Here is a 21,170-nt window from a genome sequence, read left to right on the forward strand (position 1 = left end):
GTTATCGACCTTCTGGTGGAGCGTGAGAAACAAAGGACGAAAAGGGTAAAGACGATGGCGAAAGCAGCGACCCCGAAGGCGGCAGCTCCCAAAGCGGCGGCAAAGGCTCCGGCAGCAGCGGCGAAGGCCGCTTCGGCCAAGACGGCGGCTGCGCCCGCCAAGGCAGCGGCCCCGGCCAAGGCTGCGGCAGCCAAGACGACGGCCACCGTCGTCAAGAAGACCGGTGTTGTCGGCAAGGTCCGCCAGGTCATCGGCGCCGTCGTCGACGTCCAGTTCGGCGACCATCTGCCGGCCATTTTGAACGCCATCGAGACCACCAATGTCGGCAATCGCCTGGTGCTCGAAGTTGCCCAGCACCTCGGTGAAAACACCGTGCGCTGCATCGCCATGGACTCCACCGAAGGTCTGGTGCGTGGCCAGGACGTCTATGACACCGGCGCGCCGATCACCGTGCCGGTCGGTCCGGGCATGCTCGGCCGCATCATCAACGTCATCGGCGAACCGGTCGATGAAGAAGGCCCGGTCGACGGCATCGAAATGCGCGCCATTCACCAGCCGGCTCCGTCCTACGTCGAGCAGTCGACGGAAGCGCAGATTCTGATCACCGGCATCAAGGTTCTCGACCTTCTGGCACCCTACGCCCGCGGCGGCAAGATCGGCCTGTTCGGCGGCGCCGGCGTCGGCAAGACCGTGCTGATCCAGGAACTGATCAACAACGTCGCTAAGGCGCATGGCGGCTTCTCGGTGTTCGCCGGCGTTGGCGAGCGCACCCGCGAAGGCAACGATCTCTATCACGAGTTCATCGAGTCCGGCGTCAACAAGAAGGGCGGCGGCGAAGGCTCCAAGGCGGCACTGGTCTATGGCCAGATGAACGAACCGCCGGGCGCGCGCGCCCGCGTCGGCCTGACCGGTCTGACGGTCGCCGAGTATTTCCGCGACCAGGGCCAGGACGTGCTGTTCTTCGTCGACAACATCTTCCGCTTCACGCAGGCCGGCTCGGAAGTGTCGGCGCTGCTCGGCCGTATTCCTTCGGCCGTGGGTTATCAGCCGACGCTCGCCACCGACATGGGCGCGCTGCAGGAGCGCATCACGACGACGACCAAGGGCTCGATCACCTCGGTGCAGGCGATCTACGTGCCCGCCGACGACTTGACCGATCCGGCGCCGGCGACCTCGTTCGCCCACCTCGACGCGACGACCGTGCTCAACCGCGCGATCTCGGAAAAGGGCATCTACCCGGCCGTCGATCCGCTCGATTCGACCTCGCGCATGCTCGATCCGATGGTTGTCGGCGAAGAGCATTATCAGGTCGCCCGCCAGGTGCAGTCGATCCTCCAGCGCTACAAGTCGCTGCAGGACATCATCGCCATCCTGGGCATGGACGAACTGTCGGAAGAGGACAAGCAGACGGTGGCCCGCGCCCGCAAGATCGAGCGCTTCCTGTCGCAGCCGTTCTTCGTCGCCGAAGTGTTCACGGGTTCGCCGGGCAAGCTGGTCGATCTCGCCGACACCATCAAGGGCTTCAAGGGCCTCTGCAACGGTGACTACGATCACCTGCCGGAAGCCGCCTTCTACATGGTCGGCGGTATCGACGAAGCCGTCGAGAAGGCACAGCGCCTGGCAGCTGAAGCGGCCTGATGAAAAATGGCGGACCCGAATACGCTTCAGGCGATCGGGTCCGTTTACTCCGGCTAGAAGAAGAGTTCTTTTCGGGGATGGTTGCCGAAATGGACCCTGAGGTCGTAGCCAGACTGAAAAGCCTCATTGGTTTGACGTGGACCGTTGAGGACTGGCATATCGAAACGGGCACGATTGGCATCGTATTCAAACACCCTCCGAAAGCGCCAACGCCGCTGGAGTGGATCTGGGTACCGCCCGAATGGATTGAACGGATAGTATAATGGCTGAAGCTTTCCAATTCGAACTGGTCTCGCCGGAACGTCTGCTGGTTTCCGAGCAGGTCGAAGCCGTCGTCATTCCGGGCGCCGAGGGTGAGATGACCGTGATGGCCAATCACGCACCGGTCATGACCACGATCAAGCCGGGCGTCGTCACGGTGAAGACCGTCGGCGGCAAGGAAGAGCGCTATGTGGTGTTCGGCGGCTTTGCCGATATCGTTCCGGCCGGCTGCACGCTGCTGGCCGAATCGGCGGTTGCCGTCGGCGACATCGACCGTGCCGACCTCGCCCGCCGCATCCAGGACGCCAAGGAAGATGCGGCCGATGCCAAGGACGATCAGTCCCGCAGCAAGGCCGAGCAGTTCCTCGCCCAGCTCACCACGCTCGAAAGCGCGCTGCTGGCAGCTTAAGCCGGCCCTTACAAGCGCGGGCTTCTGCAATTGTCGACGTAGGTGCGTCTTGGCAATTCAAAATCTTGTTGAGCTTTGTTATCCTCGGAGCACAAACTTGCGGGGATATTTCTATGTTTGGCTTGGACTTTAAAACTTGGTTGGGGTTTGGCGTCGTCGGCGCGATGGTATCGACCATAGGGTCAATTCTCGGAATTGTTATAAAAGAGTACTTCTTCTCTCGGTCCTTTGAGTTGTGGAAGCAAGACAGAACACTCGAACAAATTTATCAAAAGTACCGGGATCCGCTCAGGCTTTCTGCACGAGAGCTTGGGTATCGACTGACCGAAATTTGTGACAACTATCCGACCGTGTTCTTATCACAGAGGGTTTTCGAATCCCGGCCGCTAAAGCAAGAAAAAAAAGTGACCAAGATCCGTATTATCAGAGATATAAATTTATTAGTACTATCTATCGTATAGCTGCCTTTTTGGGCTGGTTAGAGCTGTACCGACAAGAGCTTACATTCTATCAGACATCCGAAAATCATCACACTGCCAAGGTGGATGAATCCTTGTATGCGATAAGATCCGCTTTTGCAGACGGGCACATCAACACTGCTAGCGACTGGGATAGCTGGCGTGACACGCTTATATTTCGCGAAGAATTACGGGCGATTGGCGAATCGATGATTGAAAGTAGAGGGTCGAGCAGGTCGATTGTCGGGTATGGACGCTTCGTCGATCTGATAAATAGCAATGATGGGAACTCGACCAAGCTGTGGTCGCAGGTTGTTCTCAATTTTCTCGCAGATCTCGAAGATAGCGACAAAGATTTTAGAAAAATCAGGCTACAGCGAATTCTTCGAAATGTTATTGATTTTATTCGCCTTATCGACAAGCGTGGCCTTGATGAAAGGCTAGAAGGTGCCAGCAAGAAATGGGGCGCTGCCTGATGGGTTCCTAAGCAGTTTCTTGTTGAACTGGCGCCAGACATTTCTCAGAATTGTTCGCCACCTATGCCGAGTGCCGCGAGCGCAAGCGCTATCCCGCCCTGGCGGATATGGACGCTGTGAGCGGCGACCAGGTCGATCAGCGTCTGCCTCTCCGACTTGCCGCTGGCGAAGCCGGCGAGGTCGAACACCGCCGCCACGCGTTCCTGCGTCCGCCGCTTGCCGAGTGCTGCCAGTGCGGCGTCGAGCGGGTCGGTGAAGTGGGCTTCCGGCAAGCTTTTGCCGCGCGCCTCGCAAGCAGCGATCCAGGCGGCGATCACCAGCGTCAGATGCTCGGGCACCAGCCCGGCCTGGATGCGCTCGATGGCGGAAGCGACAATGCGCTGCGGCAATTTCTGGCTGCCGTCATTGGCGATCTGCGCCGTGCGGTGGGCGAGCGCGGTGTTGGAGAAACGCTCTGCAAGTTCTGCCGTGTAGGCTGACGTGTCGAGCCCGGCGTCATCAGGCAAGGTCGGGATCGCCTCGGCCCAGAGCCGGTCGACGAATTCACGGATCGCCGGATCGGCGAAGGCGCGGTCGACGGTGGCGTGGCCGCTGAGCAGGCCGAGATAGGCGATGCCCGAATGGGCGCCGTTGAGCAGCCTGAGCTTCATGTCCTCGAACGGCCCGACATCCTCGACCATGGTGACGCCGAACTTTTCCCAGGCAGGTCGTCCGGCCGGGAACCTGTCTTCGATCACCCATTGCCGGAACGGTTCGGTCATCACTGGCCAGCCGTCCTCGACGCCGAGTTCGCCGGCGATGCGCACGCGATCGGCATCGGTGGTTGCCGGCACGATGCGGTCGACCATGCTTGACGGAAACGCGACCTCGTCGGCGATGTGGCCGGCGAGCGGCGCACCGCCCGATGCAGCGGCCCGGGCATCGCGCAGTTTCGCGAAGGCGACCAGCAACCGGTGCAGTGTGGCGCCATTGGCCGGCAAATTATCGCAGCACAGCACGGTGAAGGGCGGGGTGCCGGCGGCGCGGCGTCGCGCCAGCGACTCGGCCAGGAGGCCGTGCGCGGTCTTTGGCGATCCGGCATTACCGAGATCGTGCACAATATCGGGATGGTTCTCGTCGAGACTGCCGTCAGCAGCCCGGAGATAGGCCTTCTCGGTGATGGTCAGGGTCACGATGCGGGTTCGCGGATCGGTCAGCGCGGCCAGCACCGCGCCGGGATCTTCCGGCGCCACCAGCATCGACTGGATCGAGCCGATGACCTGGAGCTTTTCGCCGCCGCTATCCCTGACCGCCAGCGTGTAGAGCCCGTCCTGAGGTGCCAGCGCATCCCTCGTGTCGGGGCTGCGAAGCGAGACGCCGACAATGCCCCAGCCGGTCTCACCGGCGGCCAGGCAGTCATCGACATAGGCTGTCTGATGGGCGCGGTGAAAGGCGCCGACGCCGAGATGGACAATGCCAGGCGTGATGGCGGCGCGGTCATAGGCAGGGATCGCAACCGAGGCCGGCAAGGATTGCACCGCGTCGTTGGAAAGGCGTCTGCTTGTCATGATTTTGCTTCGTCGGGCTTGGCTTGTCGGGCTCGGCTTCGGTCGGGAGGCTAGCGGCGTACCATCCGTTCCTCCGCCGCACAATGACCCGATGTCGGCTAAAAGTCATCATACAACAATCTGATTTTTGTATGTTGACATTACTTCTTTCCAATCCTACCGATAGCGCCCTTGGGAGGATAGACGTGGCAGGATTGACCCACCCGGATCTGCTGTTTGCCGCCGAAGGCCGAGCGCTTTCGATCGCGCGCGATCTCCATGCCGGGGTCAAGAACCTGCCGATCGTCAGCCCGCACGGCCATACCGATCCGCGCTGGTATGCGGAGAACGAGCCGTTCCCCGACCCGGCGCAGTTGCTGGTCGTGCCCGACCACTACATTTTCCGCATGCTGTTCAGCCAGGGCGTACGGCTGGAGGACCTCGGCATATCGCCGTTCGACGGTTCACCGGTCGAGAGCGACCCAAGGGCGATCTGGCGGCGCTTTGCCGAGCACTACTACCTCTTCCGCGGCACGCCGACGCGGCTCTGGCTCGACCATGTGTTTGAGCATCTGTTCGGCATCGACGAGCCACTCGGCCCTGAGACCGCCGACCCGCACTACGACACCATCGCCGGCCTGCTGCAGCGCGACGACTATCGCCCGCGCGCGCTGTTCGAGCGCTTCAACATCGAAGTCATCGCGACGACCGAAGGCGCGCTCGACGATCTCAAATGGCACAAGACGATCCGCGACAGCGGCTGGCAGGGCCGCGTCGTCACTGCCTACCGGCCGGATGCGGTGGTTGATCCCGACTTTGAGGGCTTCCTGGCCAATCTCGACCGGCTGGGCGAGATCAGCGGTTGCGACACCGGCACATGGGCCGGCTATCTCGACGCACATCGCCAGCGCCGCACGTTCTTCAAAAGCTTCGGCGCGACCTCGTCCGACCATGGCCATCCGACGGCCGAGACCGCCAATCTTTCCGACGCGGCGGCACAAGAGCTGTTCAACCGCATCCGCCGCGGCTCCGACGACGAGCGCGAGCGCAAGCTGTTTCGCGCCCAGATGCTGACCGAAATGGGCAAGATGAGCCGCGACGACGGGCTGGTGATGCAGATCCATGCCGGTTCCTGGCGCAACCATTCGCCCGGCATTTTCCAGAAGTTCGGCCGTGACAAGGGCTTCGACATTCCGACCCGCACCGACTATGCGGCGGCGCTCAAACCCTTGCTCGACTGCGTCGGGCTGGAGCGTGACCTCTCCATCATCCTGTTCACGCTCGATGAGACCAGCTATGCGCGCGAACTCGCGCCGCTCGCCGGCGTCTATCCGGCGCTGAAGCTCGGGCCGGCGTGGTGGTTCCATGACAGCCCGGAAGGCATGCGCCGCTTCCGCGAGATGACCACCGAAACCGCCGGCTTCTACAACACCGTCGGCTTCAACGACGACACCCGTGCCTTTCCATCGATACCCGCTCGCCACGATGTAGCGCGCCGGGTCGACTGCGCGTTTCTCGCCCGCCTCGTCGCCGAGCATCGGCTGCGTGAGGACGAGGCGCATGAGCTGGCGCGAGCGCTGGCCTACACGCTTGCCAAGAAGGCGTACCGGCTTTGAACCGGGCGCTTTGATTTTTACAAAGGGAGGAAGACAGTCATGTTGCATTTTTCAAAACTGATGGCAGCCACATTCGCTTTCGGCTCGCTGATGATCGGCGTTGCCAGCGCCCAGACCGTGCTGCGCTCGGCCGACACGCATCCAGATGGCTATCCGACTGTCGATGCGGTCAAATATCTGGGCGATCTGATCAAGGAACGCACCGCCGGGCGCTATTCGATCGAGGTCTATCATTCGGCGCAGCTCGGCGAGGAGAAGGACACGATCGAGCAGACGCAGACCGGCGTGATCGATCTGAACCGTGTCTCGATGGGGCCGTTCAACGGCATCGTGCGCGAGACGGCGGTGCCGTCACTGCCTTACATCTTCCGCTCGGTCGACCACATGCGCCATGTCATGGACGGGCCGATCGGCGATCAGATCCTGAAGGCCTTTGAGGCGCACAATCTGGTCGGTCTTGCCTTCTACGATTCCGGCGCGCGCTCCTTCTACAACACCAAGAAGGACATCACCTCGATCGCCGACCTCAAGGGCATGAAGTTCCGCGTCATCCAGTCTGATGTGTTCGTCGACATGGTCAACGCGCTCGGCGCCAACGCCACGCCGATGGCCTATGGCGAGGTCTATTCGGCGCTCGAGACCGGCGTCATCGACGGCGCCGAAAACAACTGGCCGAGCTTCGAATCGGCCAAGCATTTCGAGGTCGCCAAGCACTACACGCTCGACCAGCACCAGATCGTGCCGGAAGTTCTGGTGATGTCGAAGGCCAGTTGGGACAAGCTGACGCCGGAAGACCAGGCGATCGTGCGCCAGGCAGCCAAGGACAGCGTCGTCAAGATGCGTGAGCTATGGGATGCGCGCGAGAAGAAGTCGCGCGATATCGTCGAAGCCGCCGGCGTCAAGGTCAGCGAGATCGACAAGCAGCCGCTGATCGACGCCATGAAGCCGGTCTACGAGAAATATCTCTCGACCCCCGAACTGAAAGACCTCGCCGCGCGCATCCAAGCAACCGAGTGATTTCTTGCAGATCGGGAGCCTTTGCGCTCCCGATCATCTGCCTGTCGCAGGGCAATCAGAGGAGGGTATCGATGGCGGACAGGAACGTTACAAGAAGAGGCGCTGCGTCGCTTCCGGACGCGTCGGCGTTACGACGCTTCAGCGCCATTCTGACCAGGCTGTGCGATCTCTCTCTCTATCTGGCCGGCGCCGGGCTCGTCGTCATGACGGCGCTCGTCGCCTATCAGGTCTTTTCCCGGTTTATCCTCAACGCATCGCCGAGCTGGACCGAGACCAGCGCCATCATGGTGATGAGCTGGTTCATCTTCCTCGGTGCCGCCGTCGGCGTGCGCGAGAATTTCCACATGGGGTTCGACGTGTTGCTCTATATCCTGCCCAAGGGCAGCAAAGGTGCGCTGCGCACCGTTTCCGACCTTGTCGCGCTGGCCTTTGGCATCGGCATGGTGTGGTACGGCGCCAAGCTGGTTGCGCTGACCTGGCAGGCCACCATCCCGGCGCTCGGGCTCCCCGGCGGTTTCGACTATCTGCCTTTGATGGTGGGCGGCGTGCTGATCAGCCTGTTTTCGCTGGAGCGCATCATGCTCAGATGGGCCGGGGTTGATGTCGACAAGGACATCAATCTCGAAGAAGTACCTGAAATGCCAGCCGTGCAGGAGGCCTAGGTCATGGAGATCTGGATCCTGTTCGGCGTCTTCACGCTGCTTATGTTCATAGGCACGCCGATCGCGTTCTGCCTCGGCGCCGCCAGCTTCGCCACCATCCTCTATCTCGGCCTGCCGCCGCTGGTGGTGTTCCAGCGGCTGAACTCCGGCATGAGCGTCTTTTCGCTGATGGCGATCCCGTTCTTCATCTATGCCGGCGACCTGATGGTGCGCGGCGGCATCGCCCAGCGCATCGTCTCCTTCGCCGGCTCGCTTGTCGGGCACATGCGCGGCGGGCTCGGCCAGGTCAACATCATCGCCGCCACCATGTTCGGCGGCATCTCCGGTTCGGCGGTTGCCGAGGCAGCAGCCGTCGGCGGGCTGATGATCCCGCAGATGAAGGAGCGCGGCTACGGCGCCGACTATGCCGTCAATGTCACCTCGATGGCGGCGCTGATCGCGCTCTTGCTGCCGCCTTCGCAGAACATGATCATCTATTCCATCGCCGGCGGCGGCAAGATTTCGATCGCCGACCTGTTCACCGCCGGTATCCTGCCCGGCCTGCTGCTTGCCGCGTCGCTGATGGTCACCGCCTATCTCGTTGCGCGCCACCGCGGCTATCCGACCGAGCCCTTTCCGGGCTTTGCCAGGGCCGGCCGTCTGTTCCTCATTTCGATACCTGGGCTGCTGCTTATAGGCATCATTTTCGGTGGCGTCCGCTCTGGCGTCTTCACGGCCAGCGAAAGCTCCTGCATCGCGGTCATCTACGCACTGCTGGTCACTGTGCTGGGCTATCGCTCGATGCGCTGGGACGATTTCGTGCACGCCACGATGGGTGCGGTGCGCACCACGGCAATGGTGCTGCTGATCATCGGCATGGCCGCTTCGTTCAGCTGGCTGATGGCCTATCTCAAGGTGCCTGCGGCATTGATCGCCGGCATGAACGCCATCTCCACCGACCCGCTGGCGGTGCTGCTTCTGCTCAACGTCCTGATGCTGCTACTCGGCACTTTCATGGATATGGGGCCGATGATCATCATCTGCACGCCGATCTTCCTGCCGCTGGTCACGCACTACGGCGTCGACCCCGTGCATTTCGGCGTCATCACCATCCTCAATCTCGGCATCGGACTGAACACGCCGCCGGTCGGCACGGTGCAGTTCGTCGCCTGTGCGGTGGGCAAGATCACGGTGTGGGAAGCGATGCGCTCGATCTGGCCGTTCTATGGCGCGGGTATCGTGGTCCTCGGGCTGGTGACGTATATTCCGGCGATCTCGCTCTGGCTGCCGAGCGTGTTCAAGTAGGGGCGTTTTCAAATAGGGGCGTCTTCAAACAGGGGTGCGACATGGCATCGGATAGCGCTGTAGATCTCAGGGTCGAGAGAAAACCCAAACTGTCGGAGACCGTGGTCGCGGCGATCCGCAAGCAGCTTCATGCCGGCGAGATCCTGCCCGGCCACAAACTGCCGACCGAGGGACAGCTCACCGAGACTTTCGGCGTCAGCCGCACCGTTATCCGCGAGGCGCTGGCCAAGCTTGCCGCCGACGGCCTGGTCGAGGCGCGCCAGGGCGCCGGCGTCTTCGTCACCGAACACATCTCGACGATGTTCGGAGCGCTAGCCGCCGATATGGGCAGCAAGGACTCGATCGCGCTCAACGTGCTCGAAGTGCGCCTGGCCGTCGAAATCGAATCGGCCGGGCTCGCCGCCATCCGCCGCAACGCCGCGCAGGAGGCGGCGATCCAGGAGGCCTTCTTCGAGTTCGAACGGCTGCTTCTCAACAGCGAGCCGACCGGTCCGGCCGATCTCGCCTTCCACCGGGCGATCGCCAGCGCCACCAATAACCCGTTCTATGTCGAGATGCTCGATGTGCTCGGACGCCGCGCCATTCCTTGCGACGTGACCTCGCCCTGGTCGACCGAACTGGTGCAGTCCGACAGCTATCAGCGCGGGCTGCAGCGCGAGCATCTGGTGATCCTGAATGCGATCACCTCGGGCGACGCGGAAGCGGCGCGCGAGGCGATGCGCGCCCATCTCACCGCCAGCCAGCAGCGCTACCGCGAGCGCCTGCACGCCCGCCAGGTGTTTTATGCCGACTCGGTCAAGGCGGCGGAAACCGAATAACCATTCAGCTGGAGCAGTAATGTCTCAAAGTCACCCGCATACCGACTACACTTCGCGTTTCGCCATCGACCCGGTCGCCGCGGCGTCCATGGGCACCGATGAACTGCGGCACAATTTCCATATTGACGACCTGTTCCAGCCCGGGCGCGTCAGCCTGACCTACACCCACTATGACCGCATGATCGTCGGCGGCGCCGTGCCTGTGGCGGAACCGCTGCCGCTGGAAGCGATCAAGCCGACGGGGACCAAGAATTTTCTCGACCGCCGCGAGCTGATCATCGTCAACATCGGCGGCGCCGGCTCGGTGACGGCAAACGGCGAGACCCATCCATTGCAGGCGCGCGACATGCTCTATCTCGGCATGGGCAGCACCGATGTGGCGTTCGCTTCGGCGGACAAATCTGCGCCCGCGAAGTTCTACCTGCTCAGCGCGCCGGCGCATCACACCTATCCAAACCGGCTGATCCGCATCGGCGACGCCAAGCGGCTCGACCTCGGCAGCAAGGAGACCTGCAACGAGCGCTCGATCTTCCAGTTCATCCATGCCGATGGCGCAAAAACCTGCCAGCTGGTGGTCGGCATGACGCAACTGGCGCCGGGCTCGGTGTGGAACACTATCCCCTGCCACGTGCATGATCGGCGCATGGAGGCCTATCTCTATTTCGATCTGCCGGAGACGGCGCGCGTCTTCCATTTCATGGGCGAGCCGGACGAAACCCGCCATCTGGTGATGGCGAATGAGGAGGCGGTGCTGTCGCCGGGCTGGTCGATCCATTCGGGCGCCGGCACGTCCAACTATGCCTTCATCTGGGCGATGGCGGGCGACAATGTCGACTACACCGACGTCGACCCTGTGCCGCTGGGCGAACTGCGTTGAGCGGGCCGTCCGCTTTCAGCCTGGCCGGCAAGCGCGTCCTGGTCACCGGCGCCAACACCGGCATCGGCCAGGGCATCGCCGTCTCGATCGCGCGCGCCGGCGGCACTGTCGTCGGCGTCGGCCGCTCGGCGATGAACGATACGCAAAAGAAGGTTGCCGACGTCGGCGGACAGTTCGAAGCCGTGCGCAGCGATCTGGCCGATCATGATGCCGCCAAGGCGATGCTCGATCATGTCTGGGAAACAACCGGGCCGATCGACGGGCTGGTCAACAATGCCGGCATCATCCGGCGTGCGGATGCGGTCGATTTCTCCGAGGCCGACTGGGACGACGTCATCGACGTTAATCTGAAGACGCTGTTCTTCCTCAGTCAGGCTTTTGCCAGACGCGTGCTGGCCGATCCGGGGCGGCGCGGCAAGATCGTCAACATCGCCTCGGTGCTGAGTTTTCAGGGCGGCATTCGCGTCGCGTCCTACACCGCGTCGAAACATGGCGCGCTCGGCATAACAAGGCTGCTCGCTTGCGAATGGGCAGCCAAGGGCATCAACGTCAATGCGATTGCGCCGGGCTATATCGAAACCAACAACACGGAAGCACTGCGCGCAGATCCCGATCGCAGCGCCGCCATACTGGCGCGCATCCCGGCCGGCCGCTGGGGTGGGCCGGAAGACATAGGCGACGCCGCCGTCTTCCTGTTGGCGCCGGCGTCCGACTATATGCATGGCGCCGTGGTTCCGGTCGACGGCGGCTGGCTGGCGCGATGAGGAGACGGTCATGACTGAAGCCAAGATCTTCGCGCAGCCCGGCGAGAGCGCCTGGACGCCGACGCCGGACGGCAACAGGCGGCGGGTTCTCCTCTCCACCGACGAGCTGATGATGGTCGAGTTCAGTTTCGACAAGGGCGGCGTCGGCGCGTTGCACTCGCATCCGCATGTCCAGGCAAGCTATGTCGCCGAAGGCCGCTTCGAGGTGACCATCGACGGCCGCACCGCAATCATCGAGACAGGCGGCAGCTTCATCGTGCCGTCCAATCTGGTGCATGGCGTCAAGGCGCTGGAAGCCGGGCGGCTGGTCGACAGCTTTACCCCGCACCGCGCCGATTTCCTGGCCTGAGTCTCTTTTTCGGCAATTCCAGAAACAGGAAACCCGCGCCTCGAAGAAGGCGCGGGCCTGTTGCCTGTGCGCTCATAGCGCAGCGGTACTCGAAACATCGCCGCAGGGTTTGGACGGTGCCGCAACATGATGAAGATTGGTTTAACGGCACCGGCCAGGTCAATCATCGGTGGGATGTTGCTGCTGCTTGTTGTGGTCGGACGAGGGCTGCGCTAATCGTTGCCCCATGCCGCTGCTTCGGGCGGCCGATCGAAAACATCCGTGATGCAGATATCGACGACGAGCGTTCCGGCGCACGATCCCAAACGGCGCGTCCTCAAGGACGTGTTCGGCTTCGATGATTTTCGCCCGGGACAGGCCTCGGTGATGGAGGCTTTGCTCGCCGGTCGTCATGTGCTGGCCGTGATGCCAACGGGCGCGGGCAAGTCGCTCTGCTATCAGGTCCCGGCACTGGTCAAGGGTGGGCTGACCATTGTCGTGTCGCCGCTGGTGGCGCTGATGCAGGACCAGGTCGCCGCCTTGCGCCTTGCCGGCGTTGCGGCCGATACGATCAACTCTTCCATCGAGCGCGACGCCAATGTCGCGGCATGGCGCCGCGTCGCGTCGGGTGAGACGCGCCTGCTTTATCTCGCGCCGGAACGGCTGATGACCGAGCGCATGCTCGATGCGTTGGCCAGGCTCGATGTCAGCCTGATCGCCATCGACGAGGCGCATTGTATTTCGCAATGGGGGCCGGCGTTCCGGCGCGAATATGAAGACCTGTCGCAGCTGCGCGGCATCTTTCCCGATGTGCCGATCATTGCGGTGACGGCGACGGCGGACGAGACGACGCGGGCAGACATCGAGACGCGTCTGTTTGGCGGGCGCGTGGAAACGCAGGTGCTTGGCTTCGACCGGCCCAACATCAAGCTTGCCATCGAGCCCAAGCAGGACAGCAAGCGGCAATTGCTCCATTTCATCGAGCGCCATCAGGGCAAGAGCGGCATCGTCTACTGCCTGTCGCGCAAGAAGACCGAGGAGATGGCGGCCTTCCTCGAGAAGAACGGCGTCACCGCGCTCGCCTATCACGCCGGCATGAGCAAGGAGGCACGTGACGCCAACCAGAACGCTTTCATGACGCTGTCGGGCGTCGTCATGGTGGCGACCATCGCCTTCGGCATGGGCATCGACAAGCCCGATGTCGCCTATGTCTTTCACACCGACCTGCCGGGCAGCCTCGAGGCCTATTACCAGGAAATCGGCCGTGCCGGCCGCGATGGAAGGGCGGCGGAGGCGCACATGCTCTACGGCCTCGGCGATATCCGCATGCGCCGCATGTTCATCGACGATGAGGACGCCGCCGTCGAGCACAAGCGCCGCTCGCATGGCCGGCTCGACACGCTGATCGGCTATTGCGAGACGGCCGAGTGCCGCCGGCAGGTGCTGCTCGGCTATTTCGGCGAAGAGGCGGCCCCTTGCGGCAATTGCGACAATTGCCTGGAACAGGCGCCGCGTGCCGACGGCACCGCCGAGGCAGGCCTCATCCTGGCGGCGGTGGCGCAGAGCGGCGAGCGCTTCGGCGCCGGCCATGTCATCGACATCCTGCTTGGCCACGAGACCGAAAAAGTGGCGGGCAGGGGTCATCACCGGCTGGCCGCCTTCGGCAGCGGTGCCGCGCACAAGAAGGATTTCTGGCTGTCGCTGATCCGTCAGCTCGTCGCGAACGGTTTCCTGATGCCGGATCCGGGCGGCCATGGCGGCCTGGCCATCGCCGAAAAAGGCCATGCGCTCGGCCGCGGCGAGGTGCCGTTCCAGTATCGCGTCGAGACGCGCACGCGCGCCGCGCGCCGCGCGGCTCGTGCTGGCCAGACTCCCCAGGGTGAGAATGTCGATGCGTCGCTGCTCGCCGCGCTGAAGACGCTGCGGCTGCGGCTGGCCAAGGAACGTCAGGTGCCGGCCTATGTGGTGTTCTCCGACCGCACGCTGATCGACATGGCCGAGCGTCGTCCGCAAGACCTCGACGACTTCGCCGAAGTGAACGGCGTCGGTGCGGCCAAGCTCAAGGAGTTCGGCAAGGTTTTCCTGAGCGCCATTGCCGCGCACCAATCGGGTGGGTGATTACGGGTTACGGCCCGCTTGCATCTGGTGCGGCAGATGGATCTCGGCGATCAATCCGCCGCCGGGCCGGTTTTTCAGCTCGAGCCTGCCTTCGATCGCCAGCGACAATTGATAGGCGATTGCCAGTCCTAATCCGGCGCCGCCGCTGCCGCGGTTGCGCGATTGTTCAAGCCGGAAGAACGGTTGCAGGACGGCCTCGAGCTGGTCGTGCGGAATGCCGGGGCCGCGATCGAGCACCTTGATGACGACGTGATCGCCGGGCCCCTTTTCCGCCAAAACTTCCGCCTCGCCGGTAAACTTCAACGCATTGTCGATGAGGTTGGTGAGGATGCGCCGCAACGCCTGCGGGCGCGTCACCACGGCGGCATCGATTTCCGCGCCGGATGACACGGCCTTGCCGGTGTCCTGGTAGTCATACACCAGGCTTTCGACGAAGGAGCCGAGGTCGATCCGCGACGGCTTTTCGAGGCTGCCGCGGGCGCTGCGGGCATAGGCCACGCCCTCATGCACGAGGTTCTCGATCTCGGCCAGATCGTGCATCAGCTTCTCCTTGCCCGGCGTCTCGTCGGACAGTTCGGCGCGCAGCTTCATGCGCGTGATCGGCGTCTGCAGATCATGCGAGATCGCGGCCAGGATTTGCATGCGCTCTTCGAGATGCTGGGCAATGCGCTCGCGCATCGAATTGAAAGCGGTTGCGGCATGCGCGACCTCCAGAGGCCCTGATTCGCTCAGACGCGGCGTCGGCTTGCCCGGATCGAGCGTGTCGGCGGCGTTGGCGAGATTGACAAGCGGACGTATCACCAGCCGGACGGCGAACCAGCTGCACAGCACCAGCAGAAGCAGCTGCGCCACCAGCACATAAGGCAGCCACCGCGCGAGCGGCATCAGCGAAGGGTGGATATCGATGGTGAGCGGTTCACCGTCGCTCAGCGTCAAATGCGCCTGAAGACGCTCTCCGTCGGCGGGAATGGATTCGAACATCACCGGGAAACGCGGGCCGGCAGCTGCGCTTATGGTTGTCGCGATCAAAGGTCCGGGGCCGGTCAGCTTGGGAACTCCCGGCAGTCCCGGCCCCAGCACATAGCGATAGGTGTTCCGGTCGAGCAGCGGCAGCCATTGCGGCCGTTCCACCGCGGGGACGCGGTCGAGGATGGCGATCGCGGACCGCACATCCCTGTCCAGCGTATCGGACATGATTGTCTGGGCCGAGGCAAAGCGCTCCGTAATCAAAAGCACAAAGGACAGGCCCTGCGCCACGATCAGGCCGGCCAGCAGGAGCAGGAACAGCCGCGAGCGCAAGGTGCGCGGCCATGGCAGGAAGCGCCGGGGTGTTGCCATCGGGCTCAACCCGGCTCGCTCACTTCGACAGGCATCGACAGCACATAGCCTTCGCTGCGCACCGTCTTGATGTAGGCCGGCTCGCGCGCATCATCGCGCAGGCGCTGGCGCAGGCGGCTGACCAAGAGGTCGATGGAGCGGTCGAAGATTTCGGCTTCGCGCCCCTGCGTCAGGTTCAGCAGCTGGTCGCGGTTCAAAACACGCTGCGGATGATCGACGAAGACACACAGAAGCCGGTATTCGGCGCCGCTCAGCGCAATCACCGTTCCATCCTCGTCGAGAAGATGGCGCGCCACCGTGTCGAGGCGCCACGCGCCGAATTTCAGCAACCGCCCGGTCTCCGTCACCTGGAGATTTGGCGGCAGCATGCGGGTGCGCCGCAACACGGCGTTGATGCGCGCCAGAAGCTCGCGCGCGGCGAAGGGTTTTACCAGATAGTCGTCGGCGCCCAGCTCCAGGCCGATGATCCGGTCGGTTTCGTCGTTGCGCGCGGTCAGCATCAGGATCGGCGTTGCCTTGTGCTTGCCGGCGCGCAACTGCCGGCACAGAACCAGCCCGTCGTCGCCGGGCATCATCACGTCGAGGATGATGAGATCGACGGAATCGGTATCGAGAAAGGCGCGCATCTGCCGGCCGTCCGGCACGGCGGTGGCGCGCAGGCCGTTCTTCTTGAGATAGCCGGAGACAAGCTCGCGGATTTCGCGATCGTCATCGACGATCAGGATGTGATCGACATGATCCATCGTGGATGCTTCCTGTCTTTCTTCGCCTGACGCCACCAGTACATTTTCCCCGGGGAAAGTGCATCAGGTGCCGCCGGCAGCGTGTTCGCGTGACGAGACAGGCTGCCGGCGGCTATGCCGTTGTTCTTTTTCAGCTAGACCAGCTCGATCGTGACGCCGATGTTACCACGCGTCGCCTTGGAGTAGGGGCAGGTCTGATGCGCGGCGTCGACCACGGCGCGGGCAGCGTCCCGATCCACGCCGGGAAGGCTGACATTGAGACGGGCCTGCAGCAGATAACCGCCCTCTCCCGTGGCCAGGTCGACTTCGGCATCGACGGCGAGATCGCTAGGCAAAGCGACGTTCATCTTGCGGGCCGCCAGGCCCATGGCGCCGATGAAGCACGCCGACCAGCCGGCGGCGAACAGCTGCTCCGGATTGGTGCCGGCGCCGGTGCCGGGCGGTGAAAGCCTGATGTCGAGGTGGCTGTCCGAGCTGCGGGAGGCGCCGTCGCGGCCGCCCGTGGTGTGGGTCTTGCCGGTGTAGAGGACTTTTTCGATCGTGGTCATGGGGATAATGTCCTTAGGGGAGGATCGCGTTGAGCCGCAATGGCCCGGAGGCCAGCGACATCCGCATAAGAGGCATGCGACGTATCCCGAATGTGTGCTGATCGGCCGGAAATGTATCCCAGTGTATCCGGGTGCCGCCTCGCTACTTCAGCTTTCAATTCGAACGGATGAGGACACATGGGAGATACACCCAGCCCATCCTTTCCAGCGGTATCAACTCAGCAGGAGAAACCCATGACCGACGAAATCAACCACGACCGCCGCCGCTTCTTCGGTACGGCAGCCCTGACCCTCGCCGCTGCCGGCCTCGTTGGCTCGGCCGGCGCACTGGTCGGCACGGCAAAGGCGGCGACCTTGCCCACGGTCAAGCCAGGGACGAACACGTCCTTCGCCGCGCTGAAGCAGATCAAGGCCGGGGATATCGAAATCGGCTATGCCGAGGCCGGTCCGGCCGACGGGCCACCGGTGATTCTCCTGCATGGCTGGCCTTACGATATCTACGCCTTTGTCGATGTCGCGCCGCTGCTGGCGTCGGCAGGTTACCGGGTGATCGTGCCCTATCTTCGCGGCTACGGCACGACGCGCTTCCTGTCCGCCGAGACGATGCGCAACGGTCAGCAATCGGTGGTCGCCCAGGACATCGTCGCGCTGATGGATGCACTCAGCATACCGAAGGCGATCCTTGCCGGTTTCGACTGGGGCGCGCGCTGCGCCTGCATCATCTCGGCGCTGTGGCCGGAACGTGTAAAGGCGCTGGTCTCGGTGAGCGGCTATCTCGTCAGCAACATCAAGACCGGCAAGGTGCCGCTGCCGCCAAGTGCCGAGCATGACTGGTGGTACCAGTTCTATTTCGCCACGGAGCGCGGCGCGGCCGGCTACGAGAAATACCGGCATGATTTCGCCAAGCTGATCTGGCAGACGGCGTCGCCGAAATGGGCGTTCGACGACGCCACTTTCGACCGCAGCGCGGCTGCCTTCGACAATCCGGACCACGTCGCCATCGTCATTCACAATTACCGCTGGCGCGGCGGGTTGGCGGCGGGCGATCCGCGCTATGACGATCTGGAAAACCGGCTTGCCGCCGGCCCGGTCATCGGCGTGCCGACAATCACGCTCGAGGGCGACGCCAATGGCGCGCCGCATCTCAACCCGACGGCCTATCGCAACAAGTTTTCGGGCAAGTATGCGCATCGAAACATCGAGGGCGGCATCGGCCACAATCTGCCGCAGGAAGCGCCGCAGGCTTTCGCCCAGGCCGTCATCGACGTCGACGGCTATTGATCCAGTCGCGGACGAAAACGAAGCGGGCGGCCAAAGGCCGCCCGCTTGTCGCTCCGGCAGGTCACGCCATATCGCCGCCATGGCGCAACCCGAGGCCGTCAACGACCGGATCGTCCAGTTCTTGCAAAGCAGAACTGTGTGAAAGGGTTCACAGAGGCGACCTTGGATAGGGCTAGTATGTATGAACGCAGCGAAGCAAGAGAGTCAGGATCTCTATTCCGCACCTGTGTTTGCTGAGCTTCGGGGGAAGTTCTTACAGCTTGCATCAAACGAACGAGGCGCGCCGGATTTTTCGGCGCCCGCTTGGCTATGGGAGCAGGGGCATGCCGACGCGTGAGGGGATCGACGTTTCGCACTATCAGAACGAGGCTGGGGGCAGCGGTGCCAGCGCCATCAGGTGGACGCGGGTCGCCAATGCCGGGGTCAAGTTCACCTTCGTCAAGATATCCGACAAGACCAGCAAGGACGCATTCGCGGTGCGCAATGTTGCCGATGCCAAGGCAGCGGGATTGCTGGTGGGGGGCTACCACTTTCTGCGCAACACCGCTTCGGGTGCCGACCAGGCGCATGCCTTCCTCAACACGGTGTCGTTCGGCAGTGGCGACCTCATTCCCTCGCTCGACATCGAACTCATTCCGGCAACGCCGGCGGCGCGGGCCGCCTATGTCCAGAAGGCGAAGGATTGGGTCGCGGCGGTGCGGTCGGCCCATGGCGGTCGCTGGCCGTGCATCTACACCCGCGCCAACATCTGGCAGCAGTTGGGCAACCCGAGCGGTTTCGGCAACTGCCCGCTCTGGCTTGCTCGCTACAGCTCGAGCCCGCCGCCGATACCGTCGGGCTTCACCAATTATGCCATCTGGCAATTCAGCGACTCGGGCAGCGTCTACGGGATCACCGGCCATGTCGACCAGAACCATCTGGCGATGTCCTTCGCCGAATTTCGCTCGCGCTACAGCCTGTAAGGGACGGCGATCCGGCGTGATCAGGCGGCCTCGCGTTCGCCCTGCGCAGGCGCGTCCGTCTCCAGGCGCCGGCTGTATTGTCGCGGCGAACAGCCCATGACGCGTTTGAACGCCGTGCTGAAGGCGCTTTCGGATTCGTAGCCGAGCGATAGCGCGATGACCGACACGGGATCGTTCGAATGCATCAGCCTGTCGCCGGCCAGCATCATGCGCCAGCGGGTCAGATAATCCAGCGGCGACGCCCCGACCGTCTGCTTGAACTTCAGCGCAAAGGTCGATCGCGACATGCCGGCGCGCTCGGCCAGCGTCTGCAATGTCCAGCCGTGCGCCGGGTCTTCGTGCATGGCGGCGATTGCGGCGCCGATCTGCCTGTCGGTCAGCGCGAACAGCCAGCCGACGCTGTCGCGCGCTCCCATATGCAGGCGCAAGGCCTCGATCAGGATCATGTGGGCGAGATGCTCGACGATGAGGAAGCCGCCAGGACGCCGCTGGCGCAGTTCCTGCATCATCCGTTCCACCGGCCAACGCAGCGCCGAATGGTCGCTCTCCGCGCGGATGTGAACGATCGGCGGCAGCATCCGCAGCAGGATGCCGGCATGGTCGCCGGACAGCGCGAAGCGGCTGCTGACCAGCAGGAACTCGCCGCCGCCATTGTAAGAGGTGATGCCGCCGGTGCGCGCTGGTGAAAAGATCGTGCTTGCATCGACCATCGGCAGGCCGAGATCGCTGGCAAGCCGGAAGGGCCGGCCGCGCGGCAGCAGGAAACAGTCGCCCGCGTCCAGCCGCACCGCGTCGGTGACGCCTTCGACCGACAGCCAGCATTGGCCGGAGACCACGGCGCCGCATTTGATGGCGGCCTGCTGGTCGGGGAACTGGATCGCCCAGTCGCCACCGGCCTCCAGGCCGGCGGACAGGTAATTGCGCGGCTTCAGCAGCGACAGCACGTCTGACAGCGGATCCATAAGCGTTCTCGGACGATTGCGAAGGTACCTCGGATTTTACAGCATAGATCGTATGATCTCAACGGCCTATCTCCTTCGGCAAGCGGGCCGCCTCAAGCGGCCTACGACGAAAACCCAAGGAGACATCAGCATGCGTGTGTTCGTTACCGGCGCCACCGGTTTTGTCGGCTCGGCGGTTGTGCGGGAATTGCTTCAGGCGGGTCATCAAGTGCTCGGCCTCGCGCGCTCGGAAGCGGGGGCGAAGGCGATCGTGGCAGCGGGTGCCGAGGCGCATCGCGGCGATATCGAGGACCTGGACAGTCTGCGCAGCGGCGCCGCCCACGCGGATGGCGTCATCCATACGGGCTTCAACCACGACTTTTCGAAGTTTGCCGCCAGTTGCGCCGCGGACCAGCGCGCCATCGAAACGCTCGGCGCGGTGCTGGAGGGTTCCGAGCGGCCGTTGCTTGTCACCTCCGGGCTCGCCGGGTTTGCGCAGGGAAGGCCGACGACCGAGGACGACAAGCCTGCGCCTCCTTCCGCCGCCATGCCGCGCGCTTCGGAAGCGACGGCTTTTGCGCTTGCCGCGCGAGGCGTGCGCGCCTCGACGGTGCGGCTGGCGCCGACCGTCCATGGCGATGGCGACCATGGCTTCATGCCCATGCTGATTGCCATTGCGCGCGAAAAGGGCGTCTCGGCCTATGTCGGGGACGGCAAGACTCGCTGGGCAGCGGTGCACCGGTCCGACGCCGCCACGCTGTACAGGCTGGCGCTGGAGAAGGGCACCGGCGGCGCCAGCTATCACGCGGTTGGCGAACAGGGGGTGGCGACCAGGGAGATCGCCGAGGTCATCGGCCGCCGCCTGAACCTGCCGGTCGTTTCCAAGAGCCCTGAGGAGGCGGCCGGCCATTTCGGCTTTCTCGGCCATTTCATCGGCAGGGATCTGTCGGCGTCAAGCGAGCAGACCCGCAACGCGCTGGGATGGCTGCCGACTGGGCCGGGGCTCATCGCCGATCTCGACCGTGTCAGCTATTTCGAGAGCTGAATGGGGTCAGGGCCAGCTGCGTTGCATTGCATTGAGTGACAGCCAGGCGATCAGCGGCAG

Annotated in this window: 21 protein-coding genes; 16 read left to right on the forward strand and 5 right to left on the reverse strand. The window is 63.4% G+C overall.

What is annotated here, in order from left to right; translation table 11 throughout:
• The first annotated feature begins 54 nt into the window (after nucleotides 1-54).
• The 4 genes from atpD to AC1DYJ_RS06325 all read left to right on the forward strand — a co-directional run bounded on the left by atpD (nucleotide 55) and on the right by AC1DYJ_RS06325 (nucleotide 3,242).
• The gene (gene atpD / locus AC1DYJ_RS06310; RefSeq protein WP_477286401.1) at nucleotides 55-1,638 is read left to right on the forward strand and encodes a F0F1 ATP synthase subunit beta; all 1,584 of its coding nucleotides are present in this window, start codon (nucleotides 55-57) and stop codon (nucleotides 1,636-1,638) included.
• Nucleotides 1,638-1,901 carry a hypothetical protein gene (locus AC1DYJ_RS06315; RefSeq protein WP_477286403.1) on the forward strand — a complete coding sequence of 88 codons (264 nt, stop codon included), beginning with the start codon at nucleotides 1,638-1,640 and terminating at the stop codon, nucleotides 1,899-1,901. Before atpD ends, AC1DYJ_RS06315 begins: the two co-directional genes overlap by 1 nt.
• Nucleotides 1,901-2,308, forward strand: a complete 408-nt coding sequence (locus AC1DYJ_RS06320) for a F0F1 ATP synthase subunit epsilon (protein WP_477286405.1) — start codon at nucleotides 1,901-1,903, stop codon at nucleotides 2,306-2,308. The genes AC1DYJ_RS06315 and AC1DYJ_RS06320 overlap by 1 nt, the downstream gene beginning before the upstream one ends.
• Nucleotides 2,309-2,861: 553 nt before the next feature.
• Nucleotides 2,862-3,242, forward strand: coding sequence for a hypothetical protein (locus tag AC1DYJ_RS06325; RefSeq protein WP_477286406.1), 381 nt, complete (start codon nucleotides 2,862-2,864; stop codon nucleotides 3,240-3,242).
• A gap of 44 nt (nucleotides 3,243-3,286) precedes the next feature.
• Here AC1DYJ_RS06325 and AC1DYJ_RS06330 read toward each other — a convergent pair whose 3' ends face one another.
• On the reverse strand, nucleotides 3,287-4,789 hold the full coding sequence (locus tag AC1DYJ_RS06330; RefSeq protein WP_477286408.1) for a mannitol dehydrogenase family protein: 1,503 nt from the start codon (nucleotides 4,787-4,789) through the stop codon (nucleotides 3,287-3,289).
• 185 nt (nucleotides 4,790-4,974) lie between these two features.
• On the opposite strand from AC1DYJ_RS06330, the gene uxaC reads away from it, so the two are divergent.
• The 9 genes from uxaC to recQ all read left to right on the forward strand — a co-directional run bounded on the left by uxaC (nucleotide 4,975) and on the right by recQ (nucleotide 14,252).
• Nucleotides 4,975-6,384 carry a glucuronate isomerase gene (gene uxaC / locus AC1DYJ_RS06335; protein ID WP_477286410.1) on the forward strand — a complete coding sequence of 470 codons (1,410 nt, stop codon included), beginning with the start codon at nucleotides 4,975-4,977 and terminating at the stop codon, nucleotides 6,382-6,384.
• Nucleotides 6,385-6,423: 39 nt separating this feature from the next.
• On the forward strand, nucleotides 6,424-7,401 hold the full coding sequence (locus AC1DYJ_RS06340) for a TRAP transporter substrate-binding protein (protein ID WP_477286412.1): 978 nt from the start codon (nucleotides 6,424-6,426) through the stop codon (nucleotides 7,399-7,401).
• A 71-nt stretch (nucleotides 7,402-7,472) separates the two neighbouring features.
• The gene (locus AC1DYJ_RS06345; RefSeq protein ID WP_477286414.1) at nucleotides 7,473-8,063 is read left to right on the forward strand and encodes a TRAP transporter small permease; all 591 of its coding nucleotides are present in this window, start codon (nucleotides 7,473-7,475) and stop codon (nucleotides 8,061-8,063) included.
• 3 nt (nucleotides 8,064-8,066) lie between these two features.
• A complete protein-coding gene (locus AC1DYJ_RS06350; protein WP_477286416.1) occupies nucleotides 8,067-9,347 on the forward strand; it encodes a TRAP transporter large permease in 1,281 nt (426 codons plus the stop codon).
• A 41-nt stretch (nucleotides 9,348-9,388) separates the two neighbouring features.
• On the forward strand, nucleotides 9,389-10,165 hold the full coding sequence (locus AC1DYJ_RS06355; RefSeq protein ID WP_477235250.1) for a FadR/GntR family transcriptional regulator: 777 nt from the start codon (nucleotides 9,389-9,391) through the stop codon (nucleotides 10,163-10,165).
• A gap of 19 nt (nucleotides 10,166-10,184) precedes the next feature.
• Nucleotides 10,185-11,042: a 5-dehydro-4-deoxy-D-glucuronate isomerase gene (gene kduI, locus AC1DYJ_RS06360; RefSeq protein WP_477286418.1), complete on the forward strand. Its 858-nt coding sequence runs from the start codon at nucleotides 10,185-10,187 to the stop codon at nucleotides 11,040-11,042.
• Entirely contained in the window at nucleotides 11,039-11,806 is a 768-nt protein-coding gene (gene kduD / locus AC1DYJ_RS06365; protein ID WP_477286420.1) for a 2-dehydro-3-deoxy-D-gluconate 5-dehydrogenase KduD, read from the forward strand. The genes kduI and kduD overlap by 4 nt, the downstream gene beginning before the upstream one ends.
• Before the next feature lie 10 nt (nucleotides 11,807-11,816).
• Nucleotides 11,817-12,155, forward strand: a complete 339-nt coding sequence (locus AC1DYJ_RS06370) for a cupin domain-containing protein (protein ID WP_477286422.1) — start codon at nucleotides 11,817-11,819, stop codon at nucleotides 12,153-12,155.
• Between the two features lie 264 nt (nucleotides 12,156-12,419).
• Nucleotides 12,420-14,252 (forward strand): DNA helicase RecQ, encoded by a 1,833-nt coding sequence (gene recQ / locus AC1DYJ_RS06375; protein ID WP_477286666.1) that lies wholly within the window; start codon nucleotides 12,420-12,422, stop codon nucleotides 14,250-14,252.
• Here recQ and AC1DYJ_RS06380 read toward each other — a convergent pair whose 3' ends face one another.
• The 3 genes from AC1DYJ_RS06380 to AC1DYJ_RS06390 all read right to left on the reverse strand — a co-directional run bounded on the left by AC1DYJ_RS06380 (nucleotide 14,253) and on the right by AC1DYJ_RS06390 (nucleotide 16,881).
• A complete protein-coding gene (locus AC1DYJ_RS06380; RefSeq protein WP_477286424.1) occupies nucleotides 14,253-15,590 on the reverse strand; it encodes an ATP-binding protein in 1,338 nt (445 codons plus the stop codon).
• Nucleotides 15,591-15,595: 5 nt separating this feature from the next.
• Nucleotides 15,596-16,333: a response regulator gene (locus AC1DYJ_RS06385; RefSeq protein ID WP_477286426.1), complete on the reverse strand. Its 738-nt coding sequence runs from the start codon at nucleotides 16,331-16,333 to the stop codon at nucleotides 15,596-15,598.
• Nucleotides 16,334-16,467: 134 nt separating this feature from the next.
• The gene (locus AC1DYJ_RS06390) at nucleotides 16,468-16,881 is read right to left on the reverse strand and encodes an organic hydroperoxide resistance protein (RefSeq protein ID WP_477286428.1); all 414 of its coding nucleotides are present in this window, start codon (nucleotides 16,879-16,881) and stop codon (nucleotides 16,468-16,470) included.
• A 234-nt stretch (nucleotides 16,882-17,115) separates the two neighbouring features.
• Here AC1DYJ_RS06390 and AC1DYJ_RS06395 point away from each other — a divergent pair, with 234 nt between their 5' ends.
• Both AC1DYJ_RS06395 and AC1DYJ_RS06400 read left to right on the forward strand, forming a co-directional pair.
• Entirely contained in the window at nucleotides 17,116-18,162 is a 1,047-nt protein-coding gene (locus AC1DYJ_RS06395; protein WP_477286430.1) for an alpha/beta fold hydrolase, read from the forward strand.
• A 323-nt stretch (nucleotides 18,163-18,485) separates the two neighbouring features.
• Nucleotides 18,486-19,124: a glycoside hydrolase family 25 protein gene (locus AC1DYJ_RS06400; protein ID WP_477286432.1), complete on the forward strand. Its 639-nt coding sequence runs from the start codon at nucleotides 18,486-18,488 to the stop codon at nucleotides 19,122-19,124.
• 20 nt (nucleotides 19,125-19,144) lie between these two features.
• Here AC1DYJ_RS06400 and AC1DYJ_RS06405 read toward each other — a convergent pair whose 3' ends face one another.
• The gene (locus AC1DYJ_RS06405; RefSeq protein ID WP_477286433.1) at nucleotides 19,145-20,086 is read right to left on the reverse strand and encodes an AraC family transcriptional regulator; all 942 of its coding nucleotides are present in this window, start codon (nucleotides 20,084-20,086) and stop codon (nucleotides 19,145-19,147) included.
• Between the two features lie 130 nt (nucleotides 20,087-20,216).
• On the opposite strand from AC1DYJ_RS06405, the gene AC1DYJ_RS06410 reads away from it, so the two are divergent.
• Nucleotides 20,217-21,110 (forward strand): SDR family oxidoreductase, encoded by an 894-nt coding sequence (locus AC1DYJ_RS06410; RefSeq protein ID WP_477286435.1) that lies wholly within the window; start codon nucleotides 20,217-20,219, stop codon nucleotides 21,108-21,110.
• Nucleotides 21,111-21,170: the final 60 nt, after the last annotated feature.

The organism is Mesorhizobium sp. P2_B11 (genome assembly GCF_056404855.1).

What these genes read in the sequence shown, in the direction of transcription:
- atpD (WP_477286401.1), top strand. Translation starts at nt 55, where the DNA reads ATGGCGAAAGCAGCGACCCCGAAGGCGGCAGCTCCCAAAGCGGCGGCA.
- AC1DYJ_RS06315 (WP_477286403.1), top strand. Translation starts at nt 1,638, where the DNA reads ATGAAAAATGGCGGACCCGAATACGCTTCAGGCGATCGGGTCCGTTTA.
- AC1DYJ_RS06320 (WP_477286405.1), top strand. Translation starts at nt 1,901, where the DNA reads ATGGCTGAAGCTTTCCAATTCGAACTGGTCTCGCCGGAACGTCTGCTG.
- AC1DYJ_RS06330 (WP_477286408.1), bottom strand. Translation starts at nt 4,789, where the DNA reads ATGACAAGCAGACGCCTTTCCAACGACGCGGTGCAATCCTTGCCGGCC.
- AC1DYJ_RS06340 (WP_477286412.1), top strand. Translation starts at nt 6,424, where the DNA reads ATGTTGCATTTTTCAAAACTGATGGCAGCCACATTCGCTTTCGGCTCG.
- AC1DYJ_RS06345 (WP_477286414.1), top strand. Translation starts at nt 7,473, where the DNA reads ATGGCGGACAGGAACGTTACAAGAAGAGGCGCTGCGTCGCTTCCGGAC.
- AC1DYJ_RS06350 (WP_477286416.1), top strand. Translation starts at nt 8,067, where the DNA reads ATGGAGATCTGGATCCTGTTCGGCGTCTTCACGCTGCTTATGTTCATA.
- AC1DYJ_RS06355 (WP_477235250.1), top strand. Translation starts at nt 9,389, where the DNA reads ATGGCATCGGATAGCGCTGTAGATCTCAGGGTCGAGAGAAAACCCAAA.
- kduI (WP_477286418.1), top strand. Translation starts at nt 10,185, where the DNA reads ATGTCTCAAAGTCACCCGCATACCGACTACACTTCGCGTTTCGCCATC.
- AC1DYJ_RS06370 (WP_477286422.1), top strand. Translation starts at nt 11,817, where the DNA reads ATGACTGAAGCCAAGATCTTCGCGCAGCCCGGCGAGAGCGCCTGGACG.
- recQ (WP_477286666.1), top strand. Translation starts at nt 12,420, where the DNA reads ATGCAGATATCGACGACGAGCGTTCCGGCGCACGATCCCAAACGGCGC.
- AC1DYJ_RS06380 (WP_477286424.1), bottom strand. Translation starts at nt 15,590, where the DNA reads ATGGCAACACCCCGGCGCTTCCTGCCATGGCCGCGCACCTTGCGCTCG.
- AC1DYJ_RS06385 (WP_477286426.1), bottom strand. Translation starts at nt 16,333, where the DNA reads ATGGATCATGTCGATCACATCCTGATCGTCGATGACGATCGCGAAATC.
- AC1DYJ_RS06390 (WP_477286428.1), bottom strand. Translation starts at nt 16,881, where the DNA reads ATGACCACGATCGAAAAAGTCCTCTACACCGGCAAGACCCACACCACG.
- AC1DYJ_RS06395 (WP_477286430.1), top strand. Translation starts at nt 17,116, where the DNA reads ATGACCGACGAAATCAACCACGACCGCCGCCGCTTCTTCGGTACGGCA.
- AC1DYJ_RS06400 (WP_477286432.1), top strand. Translation starts at nt 18,486, where the DNA reads ATGCCGACGCGTGAGGGGATCGACGTTTCGCACTATCAGAACGAGGCT.
- AC1DYJ_RS06405 (WP_477286433.1), bottom strand. Translation starts at nt 20,086, where the DNA reads ATGGATCCGCTGTCAGACGTGCTGTCGCTGCTGAAGCCGCGCAATTAC.
- AC1DYJ_RS06410 (WP_477286435.1), top strand. Translation starts at nt 20,217, where the DNA reads ATGCGTGTGTTCGTTACCGGCGCCACCGGTTTTGTCGGCTCGGCGGTT.